Raw genomic sequence first — 22,990 nt, 5'->3', positions numbered from 1 at the left:
AGACATTATGAATTTAACACTTAAAATTTGGAGACAAAAAGACTCAAATGCAAAGGGTCAAATGGTAGATTATAAAGTCACTGATATTTCAGAACACATGTCTTTTTTAGAAATGATGGATGTTTTGAACGAACAATTAGTAAACTCGGGTGAAGAACCTGTAGCTTTCGATCACGATTGTCGCGAAGGAATTTGTGGTATGTGCTCTCTATATATTAATGGTGAAGCTCACGGACCAGATAGAGGAATTACGACTTGCCAATTACACATGCGTATGTTTAATGATGGTGATACTATTACCATTGAGCCATGGAGAGCAGCAGCATTTCCAGTAATAAAAGACTTAATTGTTGATAGAATGTCTTTTGAACGTATCCAACAAGCAGGTGGATACATTTCTGTAAACACTTCTGGAAATACACAAGATGCTAATTCACTTCCTATATCTAAACATGCAGCAGACGAGGCTATGGATGCAGCAACTTGTATTGGTTGCGGTGCTTGTGTAGCAACTTGTAAAAACTCCTCAGCTATGTTATTTGTAGGAGCAAAGGTATCTCAATATGCTCTTTTACCACAAGGACAAGTGGAAGCTGCAGATCGTGTAAAAAACATGGTTGCACAAATGGATTTAGAAGGCTTTGGAAACTGTACAAATACAGGTGCTTGTGAAATTGAATGCCCTAAAGGCATTTCATTAGAAAACATTGCACGCATGAATAGAGAATTAATGAAAGCTAATTTGCTATAGTTTAAACTCAATTTCATCAATAATAAACAAAACCTAAGTAAATGCTTAGGTTTTTTTGTTTAGTTTTAATACTTTAATTTTTTGTATGAAAAGAATTTTTCCTGTTTTACTATTAATAGTAGTGTGTGTTTTTAATCCCGGATACGCTCAAATTGGTACAAATGATACTATTTTATTTAGTAAAACCAATCTATTAAACCATCTTAAAATCTTATCATCAGATGATTTTGAAGGTAGGCGTACAGGAACTCAAGGCGCTTTAAAAACAAGAAATTATATTGTTAAGCAGTTTCAATCTCTTGATATATTACCATTAACAAATAATTATGAGCAGGCTTTTGCTTTTATAAATGAAGCAAAAACATATAAAGGTGTAAATGTATTAGGACTGGTTAAAGGAACAACTTTTCCAAATAAATATTTAGTGATAAGTGCGCATTATGACCATGAAGGAATTATAAAAGGTGAAATTTATAATGGTGCAGATGATAATGCATCTGGATTAAGTGCTCTATTTAGTTTTGCTGAATATTTTAAAAACCATCCGCCAAAACATTCCGTTATATTGGCTGCTTTTGATGCTGAAGAGTTAGGGCTCAGAGGTTCTAAGTATTTTGTGGACCATCCTATTGTTCCTTTAAAAAATATTATTTTAAATATCAATATGGACATGATAAGCCGAAGTGACAAAAATGAGTTATATGCTGTTGGAACAAGATTTAATATGACCCTTAGAAAGATTGTTTTAAACACTGAAACACCAGAAAATTTAAAACTTCTCACTGGTCATGACGGTGCAGATATAAAAGAAAATTGGGTCTATGCTTCGGATCATGCCTCCTTTCATAAAAAAGATATTCCTTTCCTGTATTTTGGAGTTGAAGACCACAAAGATTATCATCAACCCTCTGATGATTATGAAAATATTCACCCAGAGTTTTATACAGGTGCTGTAAAAACCATTATTTTAGTTTTTCAAAAAATAGATGCCACGTCCTTTTAAAAATAGGCCTTAAGTTGCACATTACCAGTATGAATAACCTTACTAGTTTCGGTTTTTCTACCAAAATAACTAAGATTTAAATCTAAAAAGGTGGTGAGTTTTTTTTGAGCTAGAAAACTCCAGGTAAAATTCTTGCCTGGCTGTAAACCTTCCAACATTTGATAGGCAACTGGTGTATTTGAATTTCCTTCAAAACCATTTGAAAAATAGTTGATTTCTCCATTTATGGCATTATTTTGACTATTTGCTAATGAAAAAGAGACACCATATTTCTGTTGTTCTAACAACTCAAAATCTCCAATAGTATTTTCTTTATTGGTAAATTGGTAATATACATCAAAACGTGTATTGTCATTTAACAAATAAGAAAGCTTTGGATTGAAACGTGTTTCATTAAAATTATAGTTTTTACTGGTAAAGTTTTCACTGATACTTTCATTGGAATCAAAGGAAGATTCCAAATTAACCAACCAACTTTCTTCAAATTTATGATTGAAATTAAATTGATGACTTATTAAATTATTTTCAATAAATCCAGTAGTTAATATACTACGTGTTTTATTGTTTAATACTGTGTAAGAAGTTGTGAAACGTTGTTTTCCTCGGTTAAAAAAGAGAGCATTTTTAAAATTTAATTGTAAACCTAATTGATTTTCAATATCTTTTTTAAAAGGGTTGATATTAAAAGTATTGTTGTCATCACGGTTTACTTTTCTATCAATTAAATAACTCGTTTGATTATAAAAATGCGACCAAAATTTTTCTGATTTATTTTCTGAAACAGCCCACTGTGCAGGATTTAAAGTTACTGTTTGGCTCCATCTGTTTTGATGTGTTTTTATAAAAACCCTATTAGGCAATAACACACGAATATACTTGCCTTGATCTTGAAATTGTGCCAATTCAAATTCTTCCAATTCTTGAATACTATTAGCATTATAATCTATCCAAGTATACGTTCCTTGCCCGGATTCTACTTCAACATAGGTAAAATCCTGCTGTGGTAAGGTACCTGAATTCGTTTCAAATACGGTGTTCCACTGTATGATTTGTTTAAAAAAATTTTGACGATATTGCAATCTGGAATTTATAGATTGCTCATCTCCTGTACTAAAAGTAGAAGTATCAGTAAATGCATCTGTGTTTTTTAAAACCCTATAATTTGCGTAAAGTGATAAATTGGTATTTTTGTTTTGAATGATTCGAGAATCCAAATAAAAGGTATTAGATGAATTTACTTTTTGTAATTGATTGTTTCTAATACTATCATTTACCCTATGTTTATATCCAATTTCTACAAAAACTTGTGTACTATCTCCAATACCCGTAAATAGTTCATAGGAATTATATTTCTGACTTAAATCAGTCAATTCCTGAGTTGCTATAGTTTTTTGTTTATTATCCTCAAAAGCTAATTTGGTACCTATCCAACTTTTTTTCATGCTAAAAGTAAAACGATTGTATGAGCGCAAAAAAGTAGAAGTATTCAAATTAGATTCAGCATTTAACAAACTCGAATACGATGTAATATTAAATTTATCTAGCAATAAATTTATATTAACCACGTGCCTATTGCCATTAAAATTATCCGAATAACTCAAATGCTCAAATTGGTAGGTTGTCATTCCTTTTTCAGGGTGGTACAATTGCATTCCCGATTGCATTAAAATTTGATTGCCAAGATTATACCCAATTCCATTTGTATTAGTTTGGTCTAAATTCCAATCTCGATTAAATTCTGCATTATAAAGCCCTTCAATATTTCTGAAATTAGTATGGATATAATCCGCATCTAAAAATGCTTTTAGGTTCCAAAGTGTATCCGTTTTTATTAAAAACTGATTTATATTTAGTTTGGTTGCAAATCCATCATTATCTTCATCATTGGCACTTGAAAATAGGTTTAAGTCATTTTTACTACCTGCAATTTCAAAATTAATTTGGGTTTTTTCAGTAGGATGATAATCGCCGTTAACAACAGCTATTTGTAATTTTACTGGTGCTACCAACTGCACAATTGGCGCATAATTTCCCTGTAAAACACCTGCATACTCGTAAATGTTATTAATAGCATTAATATTACTTAAAACATAATCACCCTGATTATCACCTACTTGAGAAAACGTTACACGATACAATTCATCATCGGGGTTATTAGAAAAAACGTAAACTTCCTCGCTTCCAATGAATTCTTTCTTATACAAAATTCGATTTTCACTATACGCGTCTAAAACTTCTGAAGGCGCAACCATTAAAGTTGTATCATCTCCAGCTTCCGATAATATTTGAGCTTGTTCTTCAGATAAATTTTGTTGTAACGGTTGATTTTTAGAGTCATTTTCTGAATATACCGAAACTCCAACATTAAACTTTTTACTTTCTATACGCCCACCGCCATAAGCAACCAACCTAGAATAGTTTCGTTCACTAAATTGATAGTCTACGGTTATTCGCATTTCGGAAGTTATTGGAAAGGTGGAATTAAAAATAATTTCACCAGCATTATAATCTATAATATAATCTTTGTCTTCACCACGTTGTGCCAACACCCCATTCACATACACCATTTCACTACCAGAAACAATAAGCACAAACAATTCTCCATTTTGGCCTTGCAATTTATAAGGCCCTTGATTACCTTCTTGTGCCGTAAATTGACTGGTGGTAAACTGTCCGCGTACAAGGGCACCTGCAGCAAACAAATTGGCTTGAGTATCTTCATCATCTAACATAGTGTTGATAGAGAGTCCTTGTACGCGTTTTGAAAAATTAGCAAAATAGGAATCCGTATTTTGCAAATCAATATCTCCAGCACGAATGTTCCACTTATCACTAAATAATTCAATAAAAACTTGGTCAAATTCATCCAAACGTTGACTATAACCACTTTCTTGAAGCGGAATATTAGCATCTTGTATGGAAGCTCTTAACGATACTTTATCGTTTAACTTGCCTGTAATTTGTAAATCCAATTCACTATTTAAAACAGAATTTTGATTATTCCCTAGTGTTACTCCCCTTGAAATACTTCCCGACGTTGTTAAACCATCAAAAGGAATTGTGTTTTGAAAATTGTTGGATGGCGATAATTTGTATAGGGCTGGAACTCTATTGGTATTTTCTACTATTATATTTTCATCTAATTGTTGATAAGTTTTAGTTAAGAAATCTGGAAAACGTAAATAATTGATAATTACAGAATCCGTTTCTATCGGTTTTTGAAATATTAAAGTTGCTTTAGAAAAATCAATACTGTAAAATGTAGAATCTACAATGGATTTATCTTTGTTTTTAATTATAAAAAAATTGGAATTAATGCTAAAATTCTCAATAACAATAGTGTCATTAACAGCAACTTTTTTCGTTTTATAATTGGATAGTGGCTCTTGAGCCATGCCACAAAAACAAATAAAAAATATAAGAATAGAAAAAAAGTACTTCATCAGATATTTAAACTGCAATAAGTATAAAATATTTTGTTAATAGTTTTCATTATAACTCTTGCGGTATTTAATAGCGTAAAAGTAAGGCATTATTTAATTTAGCTAAAATTTGATATTGCTCCTAATTAAAGCAAAATCAATTCTAACGAAGGCCAAAATCTTTTTAAAAATAGATAAAGAAATGAAAATAATATCATATAATGTAAACGGTATACGTGCAGCCATTAATAAAGGTTTTATAGATTGGTTAAAAAGTGCAAATCCAGACGTTATTTGTTTACAAGAAATTAAAGCCATGAAAGAACAATTAGATGTAACTCTTTTTGAAGATGCAGGCTATAAATATAATTACTGGTTTAGTGCTGAAAAAAAGGGATATAGCGGCGTTGCTATTTTAAGCAAAATAAAACCCAATCATGTGGAGTATGGCACAGGAATTGCTTCTATGGACTTTGAAGGTAGAAATCTTCGTGCAGATTTTGATGGTATTTCAATCATGAGTTTATATTTACCATCCGGAACTAATGATGCTCGCTTAAACCATAAGTTAGAATACATGGATATGTTTCAAGAATACATTAATAACTTGAAAAAAGAAATTCCAAACTTAGTTATTTGTGGCGATTATAATATTTGCCATGAAGAAATTGATATTCATAACCCTAAAATGAAAGGTGTTTCTGGGTTTTTACCAGTTGAACGTGCTTGGATTGGTGCTTTTATTGATAGTGGATTTATTGATTCTTTCAGGTACTTAAATGCCAATCTGCAACAATATAGCTGGTGGAGTTACCGAGCCAATGCACGAGCTAATAATAAGGGTTGGCGATTAGATTATGCCATGGTTTCAAAACCATTACAAGAAAATATAAAAAGAGCCGTTATATTGCATGATGCTATACATAGCGACCATTGTCCTATTTTAGTGTCTATTGAAAAGTAAAGTTTTAAATAAGTAATAAAAATAATTGAACCCAAAAAAATGATTAGAAAAATCACATTATCAGTCGTTGTGTTGATGCTTTTAGCATCCTGTGTTTCTCCTAAAGTCTATAAAGATTTAGAAAATAAATACACTAATTTAAAAGAAGAAAACAGAAAAATTTCTGAAGAAAACAGAGATTTATTATTGGCCAAAAACAAACTTGAAAATGAATTGAGTAAACTTCAAAAACAATATAAAGAAGCAGACTCAAATAGAAAAAGATTACAAGGTGAATACGATGCTGCCCAAACCAATTTAGAAAATTTAAAAGCGTCTTATGATGCTTTAGAAAAAAACAGTTCAAGATCTATTGCTGAAAACTCACAAAAAAACAGAGAATTATTAGCCGCATTAGAAGCTAAAGAACAAGCTTTAGCCGCAGAAAACTCACGATTGGAAAAACTTAAAAAAGAATTAGAAGACCGTTCTAGCCGTGTAGCAGAACTAGAAGCCATCATCGCCTCCAAAGATGCAGCCATGACAACACTAAAAAATGCTATTTCAAAAGCTTTAACAGATTTTGAAGGTAAAGGGTTAACTGTTGAGCAACGTGATGGGAAAGTATATGTATCAATGGAGAACAAATTACTTTTCAGTTCTGGAAGCTGGGCTGTAGGAGCTGAAGGACGAAGAGCTGTTAATCAATTAGGAACCGTACTTGGTGAAAACCCAGATATTGCTGTTTTAATTGAAGGTCATACAGATAACGCACCATATCAAGGCAATGGCAATATAAGTGATAACTGGGATTTATCAACCAAAAGAGCAACCGCTATTGTGAATATTTTAAGAGATAATGATAAAATAAACCCAGAAAATTTAACAGCAGCAGGTCGTGGAGAATTTGCACCTATTGCATCCAATGAAACCATTCAAGGTAAAGCAAAAAACAGACGCATAGAAGTTATTTTAACACCTAAGTTAGATGAGCTTTCCAAGTTATTAGGAGAGCATTAATAAGTGATTAACATCTGCTTGGTATCTATTGCTGATGCATAAAAAAACCCAAAAAAGTTATTAAACTTTTTTGGGTTTTTTATCTTTACCTCGCATCTAATAATATTGTTTTCCTGTAAAATCAGAAACACAATCATAAATTTAAAAATTCTAATAAAACAAGTTCACTGCTTAGTGAAAATAACAAAATACTATTAATGAAATACACAACCCTTCCCAAAACCGATATAAAAGTTAGTAAAATATGTTTAGGTTCTATGACCTGGGGCAATCAAAACACCGAAGTTGAAGGCCATGCTCAATTAGATTATGCTTTTAATCAAGGGGTTAATTTCATTGATACAGCCGAAATGTATCCCGTGCCAGCAAGTCCTAAAACGCAAGGTGCAACCAGTAAAATTATTGGCAATTGGCTAAAAAAAACTGGCAACCGTCATAATGTAGTTTTAGCCAGTAAAATTATAGGTCGCCCAAGCGATTATACGGCACATATTAGGTCAACTGGTTTAAGTGGGCATTCCATTGTAGAAGCCATAAATGCAGAATTAAAACGCTTACAAACTGATTACATCGATTTATATCAAATACACTGGCCTGAACGTGATACCAACACCTTTAGTACTCGAGATTATAAACACAAGCCAGATGATATTTGGAAAGATAATTTTAATGAAGTTCTACATAAACTTGATGAACAAATCAAATTAGGTAAAATCCGTCAAATTGGTATTTCAAATGAAAAAGCTTGGGGAACCATGCGTTTTTTAGAAGAATCTAAAGCCCATTGTTTACCTCGTATGAAAACCATTCAAAATGCCTATTCATTACTTAACAGAATTTACGAAGGTGATATGGCCGAAATTTCCATGCGTGAAAATATAGGCTTATTAGCTTATTCTCCTATGGCATTTGGAGTACTTTCTGGCAAATACATAAAAGAAACAGCTGCGGACAATGCACGATTAAAATTATTTCCAAGGTTTTCGCGTTACAGTAGCAAATCATGCACTGAAGCAACAAAACACTACCTAAAAATAGCAGAAGATAATAATATGACCTTAGCTCAAATGAGTTTGGCATTTGTTACCCAACAAGATTTTGTAACAAGTAATATTATTGGAGCCACCAATTTACAACAATTAAAAGAAAATATTAACTCAATTTATGTTACCGTGAATAACGACGTTTTAAAACAAATTAATGAAATACATAAATTAATTCCTAATCCAGCAACTTAATCATTTTTTGAAAAACACCCCGATTAATTCTTTTTGACTCATTCTTGCACTATTTAAAATAAACCCCAATTATAAATAAATAAGACTTTAATTTTTTATATGTAATTCAGGTTTTTCATTATAGCTTAAGTTTTCAATCTCTAAATACACTGCTAAAAGAATATCAATTTTTAAAGTATTGCCATAAATTATCACAAAAGTTTAAAGCTTAGGGATGGAAGGTATCTTAATAAAATTTTAAAAAAGCTAAATTCCTATATTACACTATTTAATAGATAGTTTCAATATTTTAATTAAACAAAATCTTTAAATACTGTATTGTAAGCTTGTTTTAATTTTATAATAACTGATTCTATTTCTTCTTCATTTAAATGCCCATATCCAAAACGAATGGCACAAGTGTCTCTATCTTGATAAAGAATCGTTTTAGGAAGAAATAAATCGTAGTTTTCAGCGGCCTCTGCTAATTTAACCAATGAAATATTATATTTAAACTGCAACCATATGGCCAATCCGCCCGAAGGTTTTTCCCAAGTAATCAAATCCTTAAAATACCTTGTTAAATACATTTCTAAACTATCGCGTCTTTGCTTATAAACCATAACATTTTTTTTTATGAGTCTATAAATTTCTCCTTCATAAATTAATTCAGTAAGCATTTGTTCTTGCACAATATCACCTTGTTTATCTAATAATTGTAAATAATTTTTGGCTTCAGAAATTAAACTTTCAGTAGCAACTACAAATCCTGTTTGAAAACTTGGAAATAACGACTGACCAAGTTTGCCTAAATAAACTACCACACCATTAGCATCGGCACTTGCCATTGGTAACATAGCTGACCCTTCAAACTGAAAATCATAATCATAATCATCTTCAATAATAGCAAATTGATAGGCCTTAGCCAATTCCAACAATTTTAAACGGCGTTCTGCACTCAAAGTGACAGATGTTGGGTAATGCCTATGGGCACATACATAGACACACCGAACACTATCTTTTACAAAATGAGTTCGTATATAATCAATATCCAATCCATTGCTATCAATTGGAATGGTTTTTATATTAGCTCCTGCTTGCTGAAAAATCATATTAGCTGCATAATTACTTAAATGCCCCACTATGACAACATCCTTTGGCTTTATTAAAAGTCGAGATACTATATATAAACTCATTTCAGTACTTCGAGTACTTATAAGGTTGTTTGGTTTTATATGAAATCCTCTAGTAGCATTTAAGTAATTGCATAATTGAGTTTCAAAAACAGAATGGAATACTTGTGTGGTTCTGTTCCATTTTGAAATTAACGATTTTCGTTTCATAGCGGCACTGTACCATCTAGAAAACTGATGTACAGGATGGAGTCTTAAATCAGGAGTACCATCATTAATACTATACCTTGCTTTTGATGTTTGCAAAGTAGACGCCAAATTGAATGAAGGCTGAAAAGGAAAACCAGGTTTTTTAGAATTCTCATAAACCTGATCTAATTGTTGAGTGGTTGCTTTTATAGGAGCTGTAGTTTGTTCTGGCATTAATATAAAAGTACCTTTATTAGGAATTATTTCTACCCATCCTTGGGATGCCAATTCCTCATAAACAGCTACTACAGTGTTTCTATGGATTTTTAAAAGTCGACTTAAAACTCGTGTTCCTGGTAGTACCGTACCTATAGATAAATAGCCGCGTTGGATGGCATTTATAATCTGCTGCGCTATTTGTATATAAACAGGTTGTGGACTACATTTATCAAATTGGACTAATTGCTTTAAAAGTTGGTCAACCGGACTATTCATTGTTTTAAAACTGGACTATTTAACTCGTCCGGCAAGTTAGTAATTTTGTAGCGTTTTAAAGACATCCATTTTATGAAAACTAAATTCGCCATAACTGCCTTAATTTTATCAACTTTAATTGGTTACGCTCAAGACAAGCAACAAAATCAAGCCTTAGATACAATAATTATTTCATCAACAAGAATAGACCTTCCATTTAAGGAAAACTCAAGAACTATTAATATTATTTCTTCTGAAGACATTAAAAATAGTGCTGCTAATAATATTGCAGATGTATTGCAGCAAATTGCTGGTATAGATGTAAGACGCCGCGGAACTTCAGGGAGTCAAGCCGATTTATATATTAGAGGCGGAAGTTTCGATCAAACTTTAATACTTATTGATGGTATAAAAATGGATGATGCGCAAACAGGCCACCATACCATGAATGCAGCCTTACCAATTGAAATTATTGAGCGTATTGAAGTTATTAAAGGTCCTGCTGCAAGAGTTTTTGGACAAAACGCTTTTACAGGTGCAATAAATATTGTTACCAAAAAAGAATTAAAAAACATGGTTTCTGCTAAAACGGAAACAGGCTCTTTTGGACAATTAAATGCAGGAATTACAGTTGGTACAGACTTTGAAAATTCATCCCATATAGTACATTTTGACAAAATGTCTTCTGAAGGGTACAGACATAATACCGATTACGATAACAGTAATTATTTTGTAAAAAGTCATTTTAATAAAAACAGAAAAGCCATTGAAATGATTGCTACATTTCAAGAACGAAAATTTGGTGCAAATGGTTTTTATGCCAGAGAAAGTGCTACAGAACAATACGAAGAGACACAAAATAGCCTCATTGGATTTTCTACGAAGTTTAAAACGGAAAAACTAACCATTAAACCACGCGTATATTGGAAACGCAATCAAGATGATTATATATATTTAAGAAACGACCCAACTGTTTATAGAAATTTACATATAACTAATAAAATGGGTGCCGAAGTTAATGCTTCTTACAAATCTAATATAGGTATTACAGGTTTTGGTATAGATATTTCTAAAGTGTACCTTAAAAGCAACAATTTAGGCAATAGAAATAGATTTATGACTACGCTGTTTTTAGAACATGAATTTAAACTATTAAATAACAAATTAGATTTTACCCCAGGAGTTGCTGTAACGTATTTTTCTGATTTCGATTTTTATGCTTTTCCTGGCTTAGATGTTGGATATAAAATAACCGATCAATTAAAAATGTATGGAAATATTGGTTACACATACAGAACACCAACCTATACTGATTTGTTTTATAACGACCCTAGCACCGCGGGAAATCCAGAATTAGAAGTTGAAGAAGCCTTTGCCCAAGAAATCGGCATCAAATATTTTTCACCTAAATTTTCAGGTTCATTAGCAATTTACAATAGAGATGCTAAAAACTTAATTGATTTTATTCGACCAGATACTACTGAACCTGTTTATACCGCTACTAACATAACCAAAGTAAATACTCAAGGATTTGAAGTTGATTTAGCGTATCACTTTAACATTAATACATTTAAACAAACACTATCAATTGGTTACAATTTTTTGGAAGATGATATTTTAGACCAAAATAAAGAACTATCTCGTTATTCATTAAACACATTGAAACATCATTTTACAAGCCGTTTAAGCACACAATTGTTTAAAAATATAAGTCAGAATTTGATATATAAGCATGCAGAGCGCACCACGGGCGAAAGCTATAATGTTTGGGATGCCTCATTAGTATTAAACTTAAAACAATTAGAATTTACAATAACAGCAAGTAATATTTTTAATGCAGATTATATTGAAGCTGGTTTTGTACCCATGCCACCAAGTAACATGTTATTTGGTCTTCGTTATAACTTTAATTAAATTTAAACAAATACAATCAGACTAAATTCGCTAAGGTTTTCTTAAATTTGACATACCAAACTAAGCAACATTGGCATTAAATTTATTAGACATCCCTCGGGTAAAAACCATAACAAAAGCAGATTTTTTAAAACACTACTTTAAACCACAAAAACCAGTAGTTATTGAACGGTTTATAGAAGATTGGCCCGCTTATACTAAATGGAACTTAAATTATATTAAGAGCTTAGCTAATGATATGATTGTACCCTTATACGATGATAGACCCGTAGATTTTAAAGATGGATTTAATCAACCTCATGCTAAAATGAAATTGGGTGATTATATTGATTTATTAAAGCGCGAACCTACTAAATACCGTATCTTTCTATGGAATGCTATTAAGGAAATCCCACAACTTTCAAAAGATTTTACATTTCCAGATTTTGGAATTCGACTTATGAAAAACATTCCCATGTTGTTCTTTGGAGGCCAAAATTCGCATACTTTTATGCATTATGATATTGATTTAGCAAATATTTTTCACTTCCATTTTGAAGGCGAAAAACAAATTATACTGTATGATCAAAAACAGAATGACTATTTGTATAAAATACCACACTCTTTAATTACTCGAGAAGATATTAATTTTAATAACCCCAATTTTGAAAAATGGCCTTTATTAAAAAAGGCAAAAGGCTATAAAACGACACTCAATCATGGTGAAATCTTATATATCCCCGAAGGATATTGGCATCATATGCATTACATTACCCCTGGTTTCTCTATGAGTTTGCGTGCCATTGCTAGAAATCCTAAAAATCTTAGCAAAGCTATTTATAATATATTTATTATGCGAAATTATGATAATGCCATGCGCCGATTAAAAGGGCAAAAATGGATTGACTGGAAAAACAAACAAGCTATAATAAGAACCCATAAAGGTTTATAAATTAGATCTTTTTTTTAAAAACTTATAATATATTTGCCGACTCAAATTTTAAACAAAAAATATGAAAAATTTAATTTTAATAGTAACACTACTAACCGTATCTTTTGTAAACGCACAAGCGTTTTCTGGAAAAGGTGATAACAAATTTCAAGTAGGGGCTAATCTTCAAAATAATTCTACGGGACTTAATATAAGTTATGATTTTGGTGTTGGCGAAAACATTTCATTAGGATTTTCATCTACCTATGCATTAGGTATTGATGATGTGGATGTTTTAGATGCCAATTTTGGTGACCGCTTTGACATCAGAGCTCGTTTTAATGCGAACTTAGGTAATGTAATAAATATTGATGATAACTTTGATTTATATCCTGGTTTGAGTTTCGGACTCAAAAACTTTGGTGGACATTTGGGAATGCGTTATTTCTTTACTGATGGTTTTGGCGTTGTTACCGAATTAAATGCTCCTTTTGCAAAATATAACACGGAGGTTTTAACACCTGCTGAAAAATTACATAATCAATTTACAGTTAATTTAGGAGCTGTTTTTAATTTGTAATTAAACACCTCTTTTTTACTGAAAAAGGGCAAAACATTTTATGTTTTGCCCTTTTTTTCTACAATTTTCACAATTAGCTACTAAAAACATTCAGTTATTTCACTTATAATAAAATTATTTAATCAATTCATTAGCTTTATCATACACCAAAAAAGACTCCCATCCACGGTATAGAAAGTAATCTACAAACTTCTTTTTTTTCTTATAAAGGTTCTTTTCTTTGATAGAATTAACCCTTTTTTCGGCTAAATCATTAAAAATCTCGTTATATTCCTCGTCAGAAATTTCCCTAAGTGCTTGATTTATATTAACTTTACTTACATTTTTTTTCTTAAGTTCATAAACTAATCGACCACGGCCCCAAGCCTTTATCCTGAACTTACCGCTTACAAATGTTTTAGCAAAACGCTCTTCATTAAGAAAGTTATGTTCTAAAAGGTGCACCATAACAATATCGATAGCTTCAGGTATCATGTGCATGGTTTCTAACTTTTTTCGAACCTCTTGATGGCAACGTTCTTGATACGCACAATACTGCTCCATTTTTTGGGTAGCTTCTTGTAAGGTAAATGTTTTTTTTGATGGTAACATACACCAAAAATAACAATAGTAACTAAACTAATAAAATATAAAAACCAAATCAAGCTGTACCAAGTTTAGATTTTTAAATCCTCTCGATTATGAAAAAAATAACTTTTACAAAATCATTTTCATTTATTGTCGCGCTTATTTGCGGAATTCATTTTGGATTAGGACAAGAAATTGCTTCTTTTAGTTCTGTTCAAAATTCAGCTTGTAGTGGTGTAATTTCAAATGACCCAAACATTTCAGCAACAGGTATTTGTAGAGGTCCTGGAATTACCGAAACTAATACTGGAATACCATCAACAAAATACAATTCTAATAATTGGACTACGGGTAATAGTCCAGAAACAGATGATTACTTAGAATGGACTTTAACCCCAATGCTGGACATCAAATTACTCTAACCACCATGGACTTAAAATATGACAGGAGTTCTTCTGATGGTCCAACAAAGCTAGATATTCAAGTTGATGCAGGTTCTGGGTTTACCTCTGTATTTACGGACCTTTCTGTATCTGAAAATGGAGAAAACATTAATAATATTGATTTGACTGCCTTTATAAATATAACTGAAACCATTAGGTTTCGTTTATATGCCTATGAAGCTAATAGCGCGCTTGGAACTCTTGATATAGAAGAACATACCACAACAAATAAAGGTATAATAATAAAAGGTGTAGTATCTGCAATACCATGCATTGGGCTTCCTATCACTTGGAATGGTAGTAATTGGTTTCCTATTGATCCACCTTTAATAACAAGCCATGTTATTATTGCAGGTGATTATAATACCACCACACATGGTAGCTTTAAAGCCTGTAGTTTAACTATAAGCCCTGGGTTTGAACTAAGAGTTACTGATGAACATTATGTTGAAATAATTAATGATGTTAGTGTAGATGGTAGAATTACGGTGGAATCACAAGGTAATTTTGTTCAAAATAACGGGGCCTCAACCACCAAAGTAAATGCTGGTGGTGCTGCCTTAGTTTCTAAAACAAAAACCATGCAAAAATGGTATACCTATACCTATTGGAGTTCGCCTTCCAAAACTGAAACTATTGAATCTGCATTGGGAAATACACCTATTGATAGACGCTTTACCTTTAATGCTGCTAACTATGAAGATCTTTTATCTGAAGTTAATAATACTAACACCTTTATTGCTGGTCAAGATGGAATTGATGATGATGGTAATGATTGGGTAAATACACCTACAGGAGCTATGACTCCTGGTGTTGGTTATGCTGCAGTGGCAAATGAATTGGGCACAGCCTTTCCTCGTCAAGAAATTTTTGAATTTTATGGCGACTTTAATAATGGTGACGTTATAGTGCCTTTAGTTAATAACAGTGGAGGAGCTTATGAAGATTGGAATTTGGTTGGAAATCCATACCCTGGTGCAATAAGTGCTGATCAATTCTTTTTAGTTAACAGCGGGTTGGTAGATCTGATTTATTTATGGGATCAGAGCACACCACCAAGTAGTAATAATAGCGGCTCACAAGGTTCTAATTTTTCAAACGATGATTATGCTATAATAAATGGTGTAGGAGAAATAGGAGCTAGAGCAGATACAGGCACTCCTCCAAGTAGGTTTATACCTTCAGGCCAAGGCTTTTTTGTTATCGCTCAAACTTCAGGCAATTTAACATTTAGTAATTCCATGCGTGGTATTAGTCATGATAATAGCCTATTCTTTAAAAGTCCTAATACTAAAAATAAAAAAAGTGACGCCACAGTTTCAAATAAGCTTTGGGTAAATTTAACCTCAGATAATGGTGTTTATAAACAAATAATGATTGGCTATGTAAATGGCGCTACAAATGGTAATGATGGAGCATTTTATGATGCACCTCGTGATTATGCATCTTTAAAAGACACTTCTCTATATTCTATTATTGAAAGTGACAACGGTAAATTTGCCATTCAAGGTAAAGATGTCAATAGTTTAAACAAAAATGAAAATATTAAGCTTGGGTTCAAATCAACAATTAAAGTGGCTACTTTATTCAAACTTTCTATAGCCCAATTGCACGGCAACTTCTTTAATAAAAACACTATATACTTAAAAGACAACCTACTCAACCAAGTACACAATTTATCAGAAAGCAATTATACATTTACATCAGAAGCAGGAGAGTTTAATGACCGTTTTGAAATAGCATTCGATACTGAAGGTATTTTATCAGCAGATCCCGTAATAATGAATAAAAATGATATAAATATTGTTGAACTGCATAACAATCGAGTACAATTTAATATTCCTGAGAACTTAAAAATAAAATCGGTAAAAATTTTCGACCTTTTTGGAAGGCAACTTTATAACTTTATAGGGCAAAACAGTACAGAAACTTACACACTTTATAATGTAAGCAATATGGTTTATATTGCTAAAATCACACTATCCAATGATGCTGTAATTACTAAAAAGGCAGTTAAAAAATAATCTCAGCTCTTATTTAAGAATAGAGAATTTGCTAATAAGTCATTTAATTGATTTTTTTAGGCAATCTCTTTTTTTAATTAATACTACTATAACTTACCCTACTACTTTTAGTGCCCTAAAAAACCACACTCTAAACTAAAAACCCGTTCATCTGCAAATTTAATCCGTTTAAAAAAATAAACCTGTTTTTTAACGAAATTTTACACTGTAAGTCTATTTTCCAAATGAGAGAGTATCATTTTACATACTTTTGCTAAAGCATTGAATACCAGTTAGTTCAACTCCTAAAAAATCCGATAAAACGAAAAATAATGCAAAAAAAACGGATAAACTTTAAGTAGTTGTAAAAAATACAGATGAAATGCACAAAAGTAAAAAACAACCCCAATCTATCAAAGTATTACGTATGAACACAACATTTACATTAAAAAAACAATCTTTATTTTTATTAGTATTATTATTAGGTATTACATATAACTACGCACAAACAGACCTACCATATTTTACAGATTTTGAAGACAATGCAGGTGGCTGGATTGATGGAGGAAACGACTCTAAATATGTTACAAACAATAACTCATCACCAGAAGGGAATAACTCTTGGGAAATAAAAGATGATAGTGGAGAAGCTTCTTCATTCTATCAAAAATTTAATTTGTTGAATTATACAAGTGTAACCATTTCTTTTTCATTTGAATCAGATGGATTTGATAACAATCAAGATAGGTTTGAAGTAAAATTAGATGGCAATCGTTTAGAAAGATATAAATATAAAGATTACTGGAACCAAAATGGAAGAAAGCAAATAGCTACTTTTACATTAAATTCTACAGATTATACGTTTAAATCTAATTCAGAAATTACATTTGAATCTGATTCTGATAATGCTGATAAACTATACATTGATGAAATTTCTATTACAGGAATTAAACCAATACCATGCACCACAGACGCTATAACACTCCCATGGAATGAGGGTTTTGAAACAGCTAATATCAATGAATACACCAATAATAGTTCTGATTTAAATGGATTATGTGGTTGGGATTATGAAAAAACAAGAAATGGAAGACTTCGTTTTAATGTTGAAGAGCACACAGGTTCTAAGGCGGCTTTTTTTGACAGTAACCGAGATGATAGATATTCTGAAAATTACTTAATAAAAACTTTAAATTTATCAAACTATATAGACGCTACCGATTTAGAACTATCGTTCTGGTTTGCAGACTATGGCGATGAAAATCATGACAACGATGCTGTTTGGATCCGTGGAAACAATACTGCAACGTGGATAAAAGTGTATACCATAAACCCTGAAAATGTTACAAATAACACATGGAACGAAATAACCAATATAGATATTGACCAACTCTTAAATGATGCAGGACAAACGGTATCATCTACTTTTCAAATAAAATTAGGACAGTATGATAATTATTCTCAAAACTATGATGGTATTGCTTATGATGATATTGAAATAACTGGTACACAATATGCTATTTGGAGAAACGGTGCTTGGGTAAACGGCATACAACCAACTCTTAGCATAAAAACACTTATTGATGATAGTTACAATACCTCAACAGAAGGTAGTTTTAGTTGTAAAACATTAAACATTAATACTCCTTACATACTAACTGTAGATAATAACACATATATAGAAGTTGAAAATGATGTGATTGTAAACGGTCAAATTATAGTAGAAACTCAAGGCTCTTTTGTACAAAATAATAACAATGGCACTATCATTAACAATGGATTAATGAGCGTAAATAAAGAAACAGCACTTATGAATCAATGGTATGAATATACCTATTGGAGTTCTCCTGTTTCAGGAGAAACCATTGGTAGTGGCTTATTAAAATCTAATACAAACAGACGATTTAAGTTTATAGCTCAAAACTTTATCGATGCAAAAGCTGAAGTTGGAAATAACAATGCTAAAGATGCAGGGCAAGATGATATAGATGATGATGGTAATGACTGGGCATGGGTTAGCGGAACAACTATAATGACTCCTGGGGTTGGATATGCATCAACAAGCAACCAAAGCATTTTTAATAATACTCCTGGCACCTCAAAAAGAATTGCTTATACATTTGAAGGCACTTTTAATAACGGCATATACAGTCTCCCTATTTATAGAAATGACACGGAACTAAAAGATAATAACTGGAATTTTATAGGAAACCCATACCCTTCAGCCATAGATGCCGATTTATTTTTAGCTGCCAATAGCAATATTTCTACAGACATTACATCAACAAAATCTCTTAGTGGTGCTATCTATTTATGGTCACAAAATACACCGCCTTCTGGTACAACCAACGGTAATGAACAACTCAACTTTTCAAATGATGATTATGCTATTATCAACTTCTTAGGTCAAATAGCTGGTGGAGATGGTATTAAACCAAGCAGATATATTCCATCTGGTCAAGGTTTTTTTGTATCTATGGATAATGCTGCATCAGCTACTTCCTTATCAGATAACGTATATAGTTCTAATGTAATTTTTAATAACAGTATGCGTGTCAAAGGACCTACAGAAAACAGTCAGTTTTTTAAAAGTTCAAATGTTAAAGAGAAATCAACTAATACAGAAATCAATAAATTATGGCTTAACTTAAGTTCAGACAACGGAGTATACAATCAAATTCTTGTGGGGTATATAAATGGAGCTACCAACAATGATGATGGAGCTGCCTACGATGCTACAAAATATCCAACAAGCGGTGCTGCTCTATATAGTACTATTACTGGTTCAAATCAAAAATACGCCATTCAAAGTAAAGCTGTAAATAACATGAATAAGGATGAGGTCATCAGTCTTGGCTTTTCAACAACTATAAATGCTGCCACTTTATATAAATTATCTATTGATGATATAGAAGGTGATTTTTTAACTGACAATGCTATATATCTAAAAGATAATTTATTAAACAAAACTCATAATTTATCTGATAGTGATTATACATTTACGTCTGAAACTGGAGAATTTAACAATCGTTTTGAAATTGTATTTAATACAAATACTTTATCAATAAATACTACCACTACAAACCAAACTGACTTAAGTATTGTTGAGTTTCAAAACAATCAGGTTCAATTTAGTGTTTTTAACAACCTTAACATTGAATCCGTTAGTATTTTTAACCTTTTAGGAAAACAACTGTACCAATTTAAAGGGGGAAACAGCAAAGAGACCTACAACCTTTCCAAATTAAACAATATAGTTTACATTGCAAAAGTAACCTTATCTAATGGTGCTGTAATTATTAAAAAGGCAGTTAAAAAATAATGCTATGATTTAAAGAATAAATTTTAAACCAGAAATTAAAAAGATTACTGTTTTCCATTTCGATGAGATACAGAACAAATAACTATAAATAAAAACTTAAAACACCTAAGTTTCATGTGTTAGCATAAACTACAAAACCATATAGGTTTTTAATCGAACTCAAATTAACAAACTGTTAGTTTTCAGTATTCATTTGTGCCAATATATTTAGTATATCTTTAGGAGGCATTCTATTGGTATAATTTGGATCAATATGCGCCGATTCAATTACCTGATTTGTATTTATGATAAAAGTAGCTGGAACCAGTAAGTCTGTAGATCCATTGCCATTTACAAGTGATAAATCACGCCTATTATGGTAATCGTTACCAGGATCAAATTGAAGATTATAAGCTTTTATAACCTCTTGATGAGAATCGCTTAATACTTCAAAGCCTAAATCATTTTTTTGAATAGCAGTTAATGCATCATCTGGGTTTTGTGGACTAATGGCTAACAATGAAGCACCATAAGATTTTATTTTAGGTAAATATTTCTGTATGTCTCTAAGATCAAGATTGCAAATAGGACACCATTCACCACGATAGAATTTTATAATTACCGGACCCGATGTAAGTATATTAGAAAGTGTTACTTCGTTTCCATATGCATTTTGTAAAGTAAAGTCAGGTGCTTTATCACCTATTGAGAGTCCTTTTACATGAGCTGCATTTGCAATAACTAACTTTTGGAATTCTTGTAAATCACTCATAGGTATATATATTTACATATAGATAAACAATAAAAGGGTTTAATATACTAATAAAGCTGATTTTACAATATTCAACCTACTTAGTAAAATTAATTATCATTAAATTTCTTCTTCTTCTTTTTGCCAAAAATCCTTTTTAACAAATTATCACGTTTTTCTGATTCGCAATTTAAATCGTCTAAAACTGTTTGGGAAAACATTTCGAAACTACTATTTGTTATGCTATTAAATCGGGCATCAACATTTAGTTTTTGGTAAAACTTGCCAAACATAGGTAATGCAGAATTTGCACCTTGTCCAATGTTAGTTGATTTAAAACCGATACTGTGATTATCATTTCCAACCCAAGTAACCGTTACCAAATTTGGAGTTATCCCTACAAACCAACCGTCTTTATTATTTTGAGTTGTTCCTGTTTTTCCAGCAATGTCATTTTTAAGATGATAGGTAGTTCGAAGCCTTTTAGCAGTTCCGTTATTTACTGTAGACTGCATCATTTTAAGCACTACTTGCCTAGTATAATCACTAAAAGCCTGATTATCTATAATTTCAGGTTCAAATGAAGCTATAACATGACCCGCTTTATCTTGAATTTTGGTTATGGCATAGGGGTTTACCCCTTTGCTTTGGTTTACATAGCTTGCATAAGCTCCTGTTAATTCTTTCAAGTTTATTTCAGCTACACCTAATGCTAATGAAGGCTGTTTTGGCAATTCTTTAGTAATACCTAACTTTTCAACCTGGTTTATAACATTTTCAATACCTACCTCATTTAATACTTTTACAGCTATAGTATTTACTGAATGACTCAAAGCCTTTTCTAAATTATAATTTAGGTGTGGATCTTCTTCTCCTCCCCCAGAATTGGTTGGCCTCCAATTTCCATAATTGGTATAAGTAACAGGTGCTAATGAAAAATAATTGCATGGTTTCATGCCATTTTCAATAGCTGCGGTATATACAAAAGGCTTAAACGTTGAACCTACTTGCCGTTCACTTTGCGAAATATGATCATATTTAAAATAGCGGTAATCAATACCTCCAATATAAACTTTTATGGCGCCCGTTTTAGGCTCAATGGCAAGCATGCCCGTGTTCAAAAACTTTAAATAGTACTGTAAACTATCTATAGTAGACATATTTTTAATAGTATCACCAGTCCAACTGAACAGCTCAGTTTTATGTTTTATGGAAAGTGAATCTAAAATTTGTGATTCCGATAATCCCACATTTTCATAAAATTTATATTTTGGAAGTTTTTTAATAGCCGCTTGAATAATAGTCTTATTGGTATGCCAAGGAGCTGCTTTTCCATATGACTTTTCATGAACATTTTGTAAGGCTATAAAATGCTCTTTCATGGATACTTCTGCTAGATATTGCATGGTTGAGTCCAAAGTAGTTTGAACTACCAAACCATCCCGATACAAATCATACTTAGTACCATCTGGCTTTTTAATAGAATCTAAAATAATTAATAATTCCTTTTTTACTTGCGCCCGAAAATACGGAGCTAAGCCAACATCATGATTAAAAGATTTATAATTCAAAATCACTTTTTCATTATGAAGCATCTCCAAAGAATCTTCAGAGATATAGCCATATCTTTGCATTTGTCGAAATACCACATCGCGTCTTGATTGGCTTCGCTCCAAATGGAGTCTTGGGTTAAAATAACTTGTCGCTTTTAAGGTACCAACCAAAGTAGCTGCTTCAGAATACGTTAATTTTGATGCAGGTTTATCAAAAAACTTTCGTGCTGCACTTTCAATACCATACGTGTTATCTGGAAAAGGTACGGTATTAAGATACAACATCAGAATATCTTCTTTTGAATAAATATGCTCAATACGCTTAGCAATAATGGATTCTTTAAATTTATTGATTAGCATACTAAACATGGCGTAATTTTTTCTTCCGAATAAGTTTTTAGCCAATTGGAGCGTAATAGTACTACCACCACCAGCAGATTTATCTTGTAGAATAATATTCTTAACAAATACCCGCATTAAACTTACATTATCAATACCATCATGCTGATAAAACCGAACATCTTCAGTAGCCACAAGTGCATCAATCAAATGTTTAGGGAAATCCTGAAATTCTAAAGGTTGCCTATCATAGATATAATACTTTCCTATTAGTTTGCCATTAGCATCCAGTACTTGGGTAGCTTCAGCTTGCTTAATGGAACTTAAATCTTCTGATGTAGGCAGTTTTCCGAAAAACCCTAAAAAAACGCTTACATAAATAACCACAAAAAAAAGAACGACAGCACCAACACCTATCAATGACCACTTTATCCATTTCTTTTTTAATATTGATAAAACCCAATTCATGATGTAGGA

At 31.8% G+C, this 22,990-nt stretch carries 16 protein-coding genes; 11 read left to right on the top strand and 5 right to left on the bottom strand.

The genetic code is table 11. From position 1 onward, the window contains the following. The first annotated feature begins 7 nt into the window (after positions 1 to 7). Positions 8 to 751: a succinate dehydrogenase/fumarate reductase iron-sulfur subunit gene (locus APS56_RS11735; protein ID WP_054731368.1), complete on the top strand. Its 744-nt coding sequence runs from the start codon at positions 8 to 10 to the stop codon at positions 749 to 751. Between the two features lie 85 nt (positions 752 to 836). Beyond that, positions 837 to 1,754 (top strand): M28 family peptidase, encoded by a 918-nt coding sequence (locus APS56_RS11730; RefSeq protein ID WP_054728323.1) that lies wholly within the window; start codon positions 837 to 839, stop codon positions 1,752 to 1,754. Here the strand turns inward: APS56_RS11730 and APS56_RS11725 are convergent. Beyond that, complete coding sequence (locus APS56_RS11725) at positions 1,751 to 5,197, bottom strand: DUF8818 domain-containing protein (RefSeq protein ID WP_054728320.1); 3,447 nt, start codon at positions 5,195 to 5,197, stop codon at positions 1,751 to 1,753. The genes APS56_RS11730 and APS56_RS11725 overlap by 4 nt on opposite strands. A gap of 181 nt (positions 5,198 to 5,378) precedes the next feature. On the opposite strand from APS56_RS11725, the gene APS56_RS11720 reads away from it, so the two are divergent. The 3 genes from APS56_RS11720 (at position 5,379) to APS56_RS11710 (ending at position 8,377) form a co-directional block, all read left to right on the top strand. Continuing rightward, on the top strand, positions 5,379 to 6,140 hold the full coding sequence (locus APS56_RS11720; RefSeq protein WP_054728318.1) for an exodeoxyribonuclease III: 762 nt from the start codon (positions 5,379 to 5,381) through the stop codon (positions 6,138 to 6,140). A 39-nt stretch (positions 6,141 to 6,179) separates the two neighbouring features. Continuing rightward, positions 6,180 to 7,139: an OmpA family protein gene (locus APS56_RS11715; protein WP_054728316.1), complete on the top strand. Its 960-nt coding sequence runs from the start codon at positions 6,180 to 6,182 to the stop codon at positions 7,137 to 7,139. A gap of 197 nt (positions 7,140 to 7,336) precedes the next feature. Continuing rightward, a complete protein-coding gene (locus tag APS56_RS11710) occupies positions 7,337 to 8,377 on the top strand; it encodes an aldo/keto reductase (protein ID WP_054728314.1) in 1,041 nt (346 codons plus the stop codon). Between the two features lie 293 nt (positions 8,378 to 8,670). Here the strand turns inward: APS56_RS11710 and APS56_RS11705 are convergent, their stop codons facing one another. Further along, positions 8,671 to 10,173, bottom strand: a complete 1,503-nt coding sequence (locus tag APS56_RS11705) for an aminotransferase-like domain-containing protein (RefSeq protein WP_054728311.1) — start codon at positions 10,171 to 10,173, stop codon at positions 8,671 to 8,673. A gap of 72 nt (positions 10,174 to 10,245) precedes the next feature. Here APS56_RS11705 and APS56_RS11700 point away from each other — a divergent pair, with 72 nt between their 5' ends. The 3 genes from APS56_RS11700 to APS56_RS11690 all read left to right on the top strand — a co-directional run bounded on the left by APS56_RS11700 (position 10,246) and on the right by APS56_RS11690 (position 13,556). Further along, complete coding sequence (locus tag APS56_RS11700; protein ID WP_054728309.1) at positions 10,246 to 12,066, top strand: TonB-dependent receptor plug domain-containing protein; 1,821 nt, start codon at positions 10,246 to 10,248, stop codon at positions 12,064 to 12,066. 70 nt (positions 12,067 to 12,136) lie between these two features. Beyond that, a complete protein-coding gene (locus APS56_RS11695) occupies positions 12,137 to 12,997 on the top strand; it encodes a cupin-like domain-containing protein (RefSeq protein ID WP_054728307.1) in 861 nt (286 codons plus the stop codon). Positions 12,998 to 13,058: 61 nt separating this feature from the next. Beyond that, entirely contained in the window at positions 13,059 to 13,556 is a 498-nt protein-coding gene (locus tag APS56_RS11690; protein WP_054728305.1) for a DUF6646 family protein, read from the top strand. A gap of 114 nt (positions 13,557 to 13,670) precedes the next feature. Here APS56_RS11690 and APS56_RS11685 read toward each other — a convergent pair whose 3' ends face one another. Continuing rightward, positions 13,671 to 14,147: a regulatory protein RecX gene (locus APS56_RS11685; protein ID WP_054728303.1), complete on the bottom strand. Its 477-nt coding sequence runs from the start codon at positions 14,145 to 14,147 to the stop codon at positions 13,671 to 13,673. An 89-nt stretch (positions 14,148 to 14,236) separates the two neighbouring features. Between APS56_RS11685 and APS56_RS11680 the strand changes: the two genes are divergently transcribed. The 3 genes from APS56_RS11680 to APS56_RS11670 all read left to right on the top strand — a co-directional run bounded on the left by APS56_RS11680 (position 14,237) and on the right by APS56_RS11670 (position 19,891). Further along, entirely contained in the window at positions 14,237 to 14,545 is a 309-nt protein-coding gene (locus APS56_RS11680) for a hypothetical protein (RefSeq protein ID WP_054728300.1), read from the top strand. Next, the gene (locus tag APS56_RS11675; protein WP_169786440.1) at positions 14,506 to 16,590 is read left to right on the top strand and encodes a T9SS type A sorting domain-containing protein; all 2,085 of its coding nucleotides are present in this window, start codon (positions 14,506 to 14,508) and stop codon (positions 16,588 to 16,590) included. Before APS56_RS11680 ends, APS56_RS11675 begins: the two co-directional genes overlap by 40 nt. A gap of 406 nt (positions 16,591 to 16,996) precedes the next feature. Further along, positions 16,997 to 19,891, top strand: coding sequence for a T9SS type A sorting domain-containing protein (locus APS56_RS11670; RefSeq protein WP_169786439.1), 2,895 nt, complete (start codon positions 16,997 to 16,999; stop codon positions 19,889 to 19,891). 175 nt (positions 19,892 to 20,066) lie between these two features. On the opposite strand, the gene APS56_RS11665 is transcribed toward APS56_RS11670, so the two are convergent. Next, a complete protein-coding gene (locus APS56_RS11665; protein ID WP_054728295.1) occupies positions 20,067 to 20,642 on the bottom strand; it encodes a peroxiredoxin-like family protein in 576 nt (191 codons plus the stop codon). Positions 20,643 to 20,731: 89 nt separating this feature from the next. Next, positions 20,732 to 22,981 carry a penicillin-binding protein 1A gene (locus APS56_RS11660; protein ID WP_054728293.1) on the bottom strand — a complete coding sequence of 750 codons (2,250 nt, stop codon included), beginning with the start codon at positions 22,979 to 22,981 and terminating at the stop codon, positions 20,732 to 20,734. Positions 22,982 to 22,990 lie beyond the last annotated feature (9 nt).

It is taken from the genome of Pseudalgibacter alginicilyticus, assembly GCF_001310225.1.
Lineage (GTDB): Bacteria > Bacteroidota > Bacteroidia > Flavobacteriales > Flavobacteriaceae > Pseudalgibacter > Pseudalgibacter alginicilyticus.
Note: the sequence above shows the minus strand (reverse complement) of the source record. Positions and strands in the feature narration are given on the sequence as shown.

Bases quoted from the DNA above. Each gene is read 5' to 3' on its own strand.
- APS56_RS11735 (WP_054731368.1), top strand. From the start codon at position 8: ATGAATTTAACACTTAAAATTTGGAGACAAAAAGACTCAAATGCAAAG.
- APS56_RS11730 (WP_054728323.1), top strand. From the start codon at position 837: ATGAAAAGAATTTTTCCTGTTTTACTATTAATAGTAGTGTGTGTTTTT.
- APS56_RS11725 (WP_054728320.1), bottom strand. From the start codon at position 5,197: ATGAAGTACTTTTTTTCTATTCTTATATTTTTTATTTGTTTTTGTGGC.
- APS56_RS11720 (WP_054728318.1), top strand. From the start codon at position 5,379: ATGAAAATAATATCATATAATGTAAACGGTATACGTGCAGCCATTAAT.
- APS56_RS11715 (WP_054728316.1), top strand. From the start codon at position 6,180: ATGATTAGAAAAATCACATTATCAGTCGTTGTGTTGATGCTTTTAGCA.
- APS56_RS11710 (WP_054728314.1), top strand. From the start codon at position 7,337: ATGAAATACACAACCCTTCCCAAAACCGATATAAAAGTTAGTAAAATA.
- APS56_RS11705 (WP_054728311.1), bottom strand. From the start codon at position 10,173: ATGAATAGTCCGGTTGACCAACTTTTAAAGCAATTAGTCCAATTTGAT.
- APS56_RS11700 (WP_054728309.1), top strand. From the start codon at position 10,246: ATGAAAACTAAATTCGCCATAACTGCCTTAATTTTATCAACTTTAATT.
- APS56_RS11690 (WP_054728305.1), top strand. From the start codon at position 13,059: ATGAAAAATTTAATTTTAATAGTAACACTACTAACCGTATCTTTTGTA.
- APS56_RS11685 (WP_054728303.1), bottom strand. From the start codon at position 14,147: ATGTTACCATCAAAAAAAACATTTACCTTACAAGAAGCTACCCAAAAA.
- APS56_RS11680 (WP_054728300.1), top strand. From the start codon at position 14,237: ATGAAAAAAATAACTTTTACAAAATCATTTTCATTTATTGTCGCGCTT.
- APS56_RS11675 (WP_169786440.1), top strand. From the start codon at position 14,506: ATGGACTTTAACCCCAATGCTGGACATCAAATTACTCTAACCACCATG.
- APS56_RS11670 (WP_169786439.1), top strand. From the start codon at position 16,997: ATGAACACAACATTTACATTAAAAAAACAATCTTTATTTTTATTAGTA.
- APS56_RS11665 (WP_054728295.1), bottom strand. From the start codon at position 20,642: ATGAGTGATTTACAAGAATTCCAAAAGTTAGTTATTGCAAATGCAGCT.
- APS56_RS11660 (WP_054728293.1), bottom strand. From the start codon at position 22,981: ATGAATTGGGTTTTATCAATATTAAAAAAGAAATGGATAAAGTGGTCA.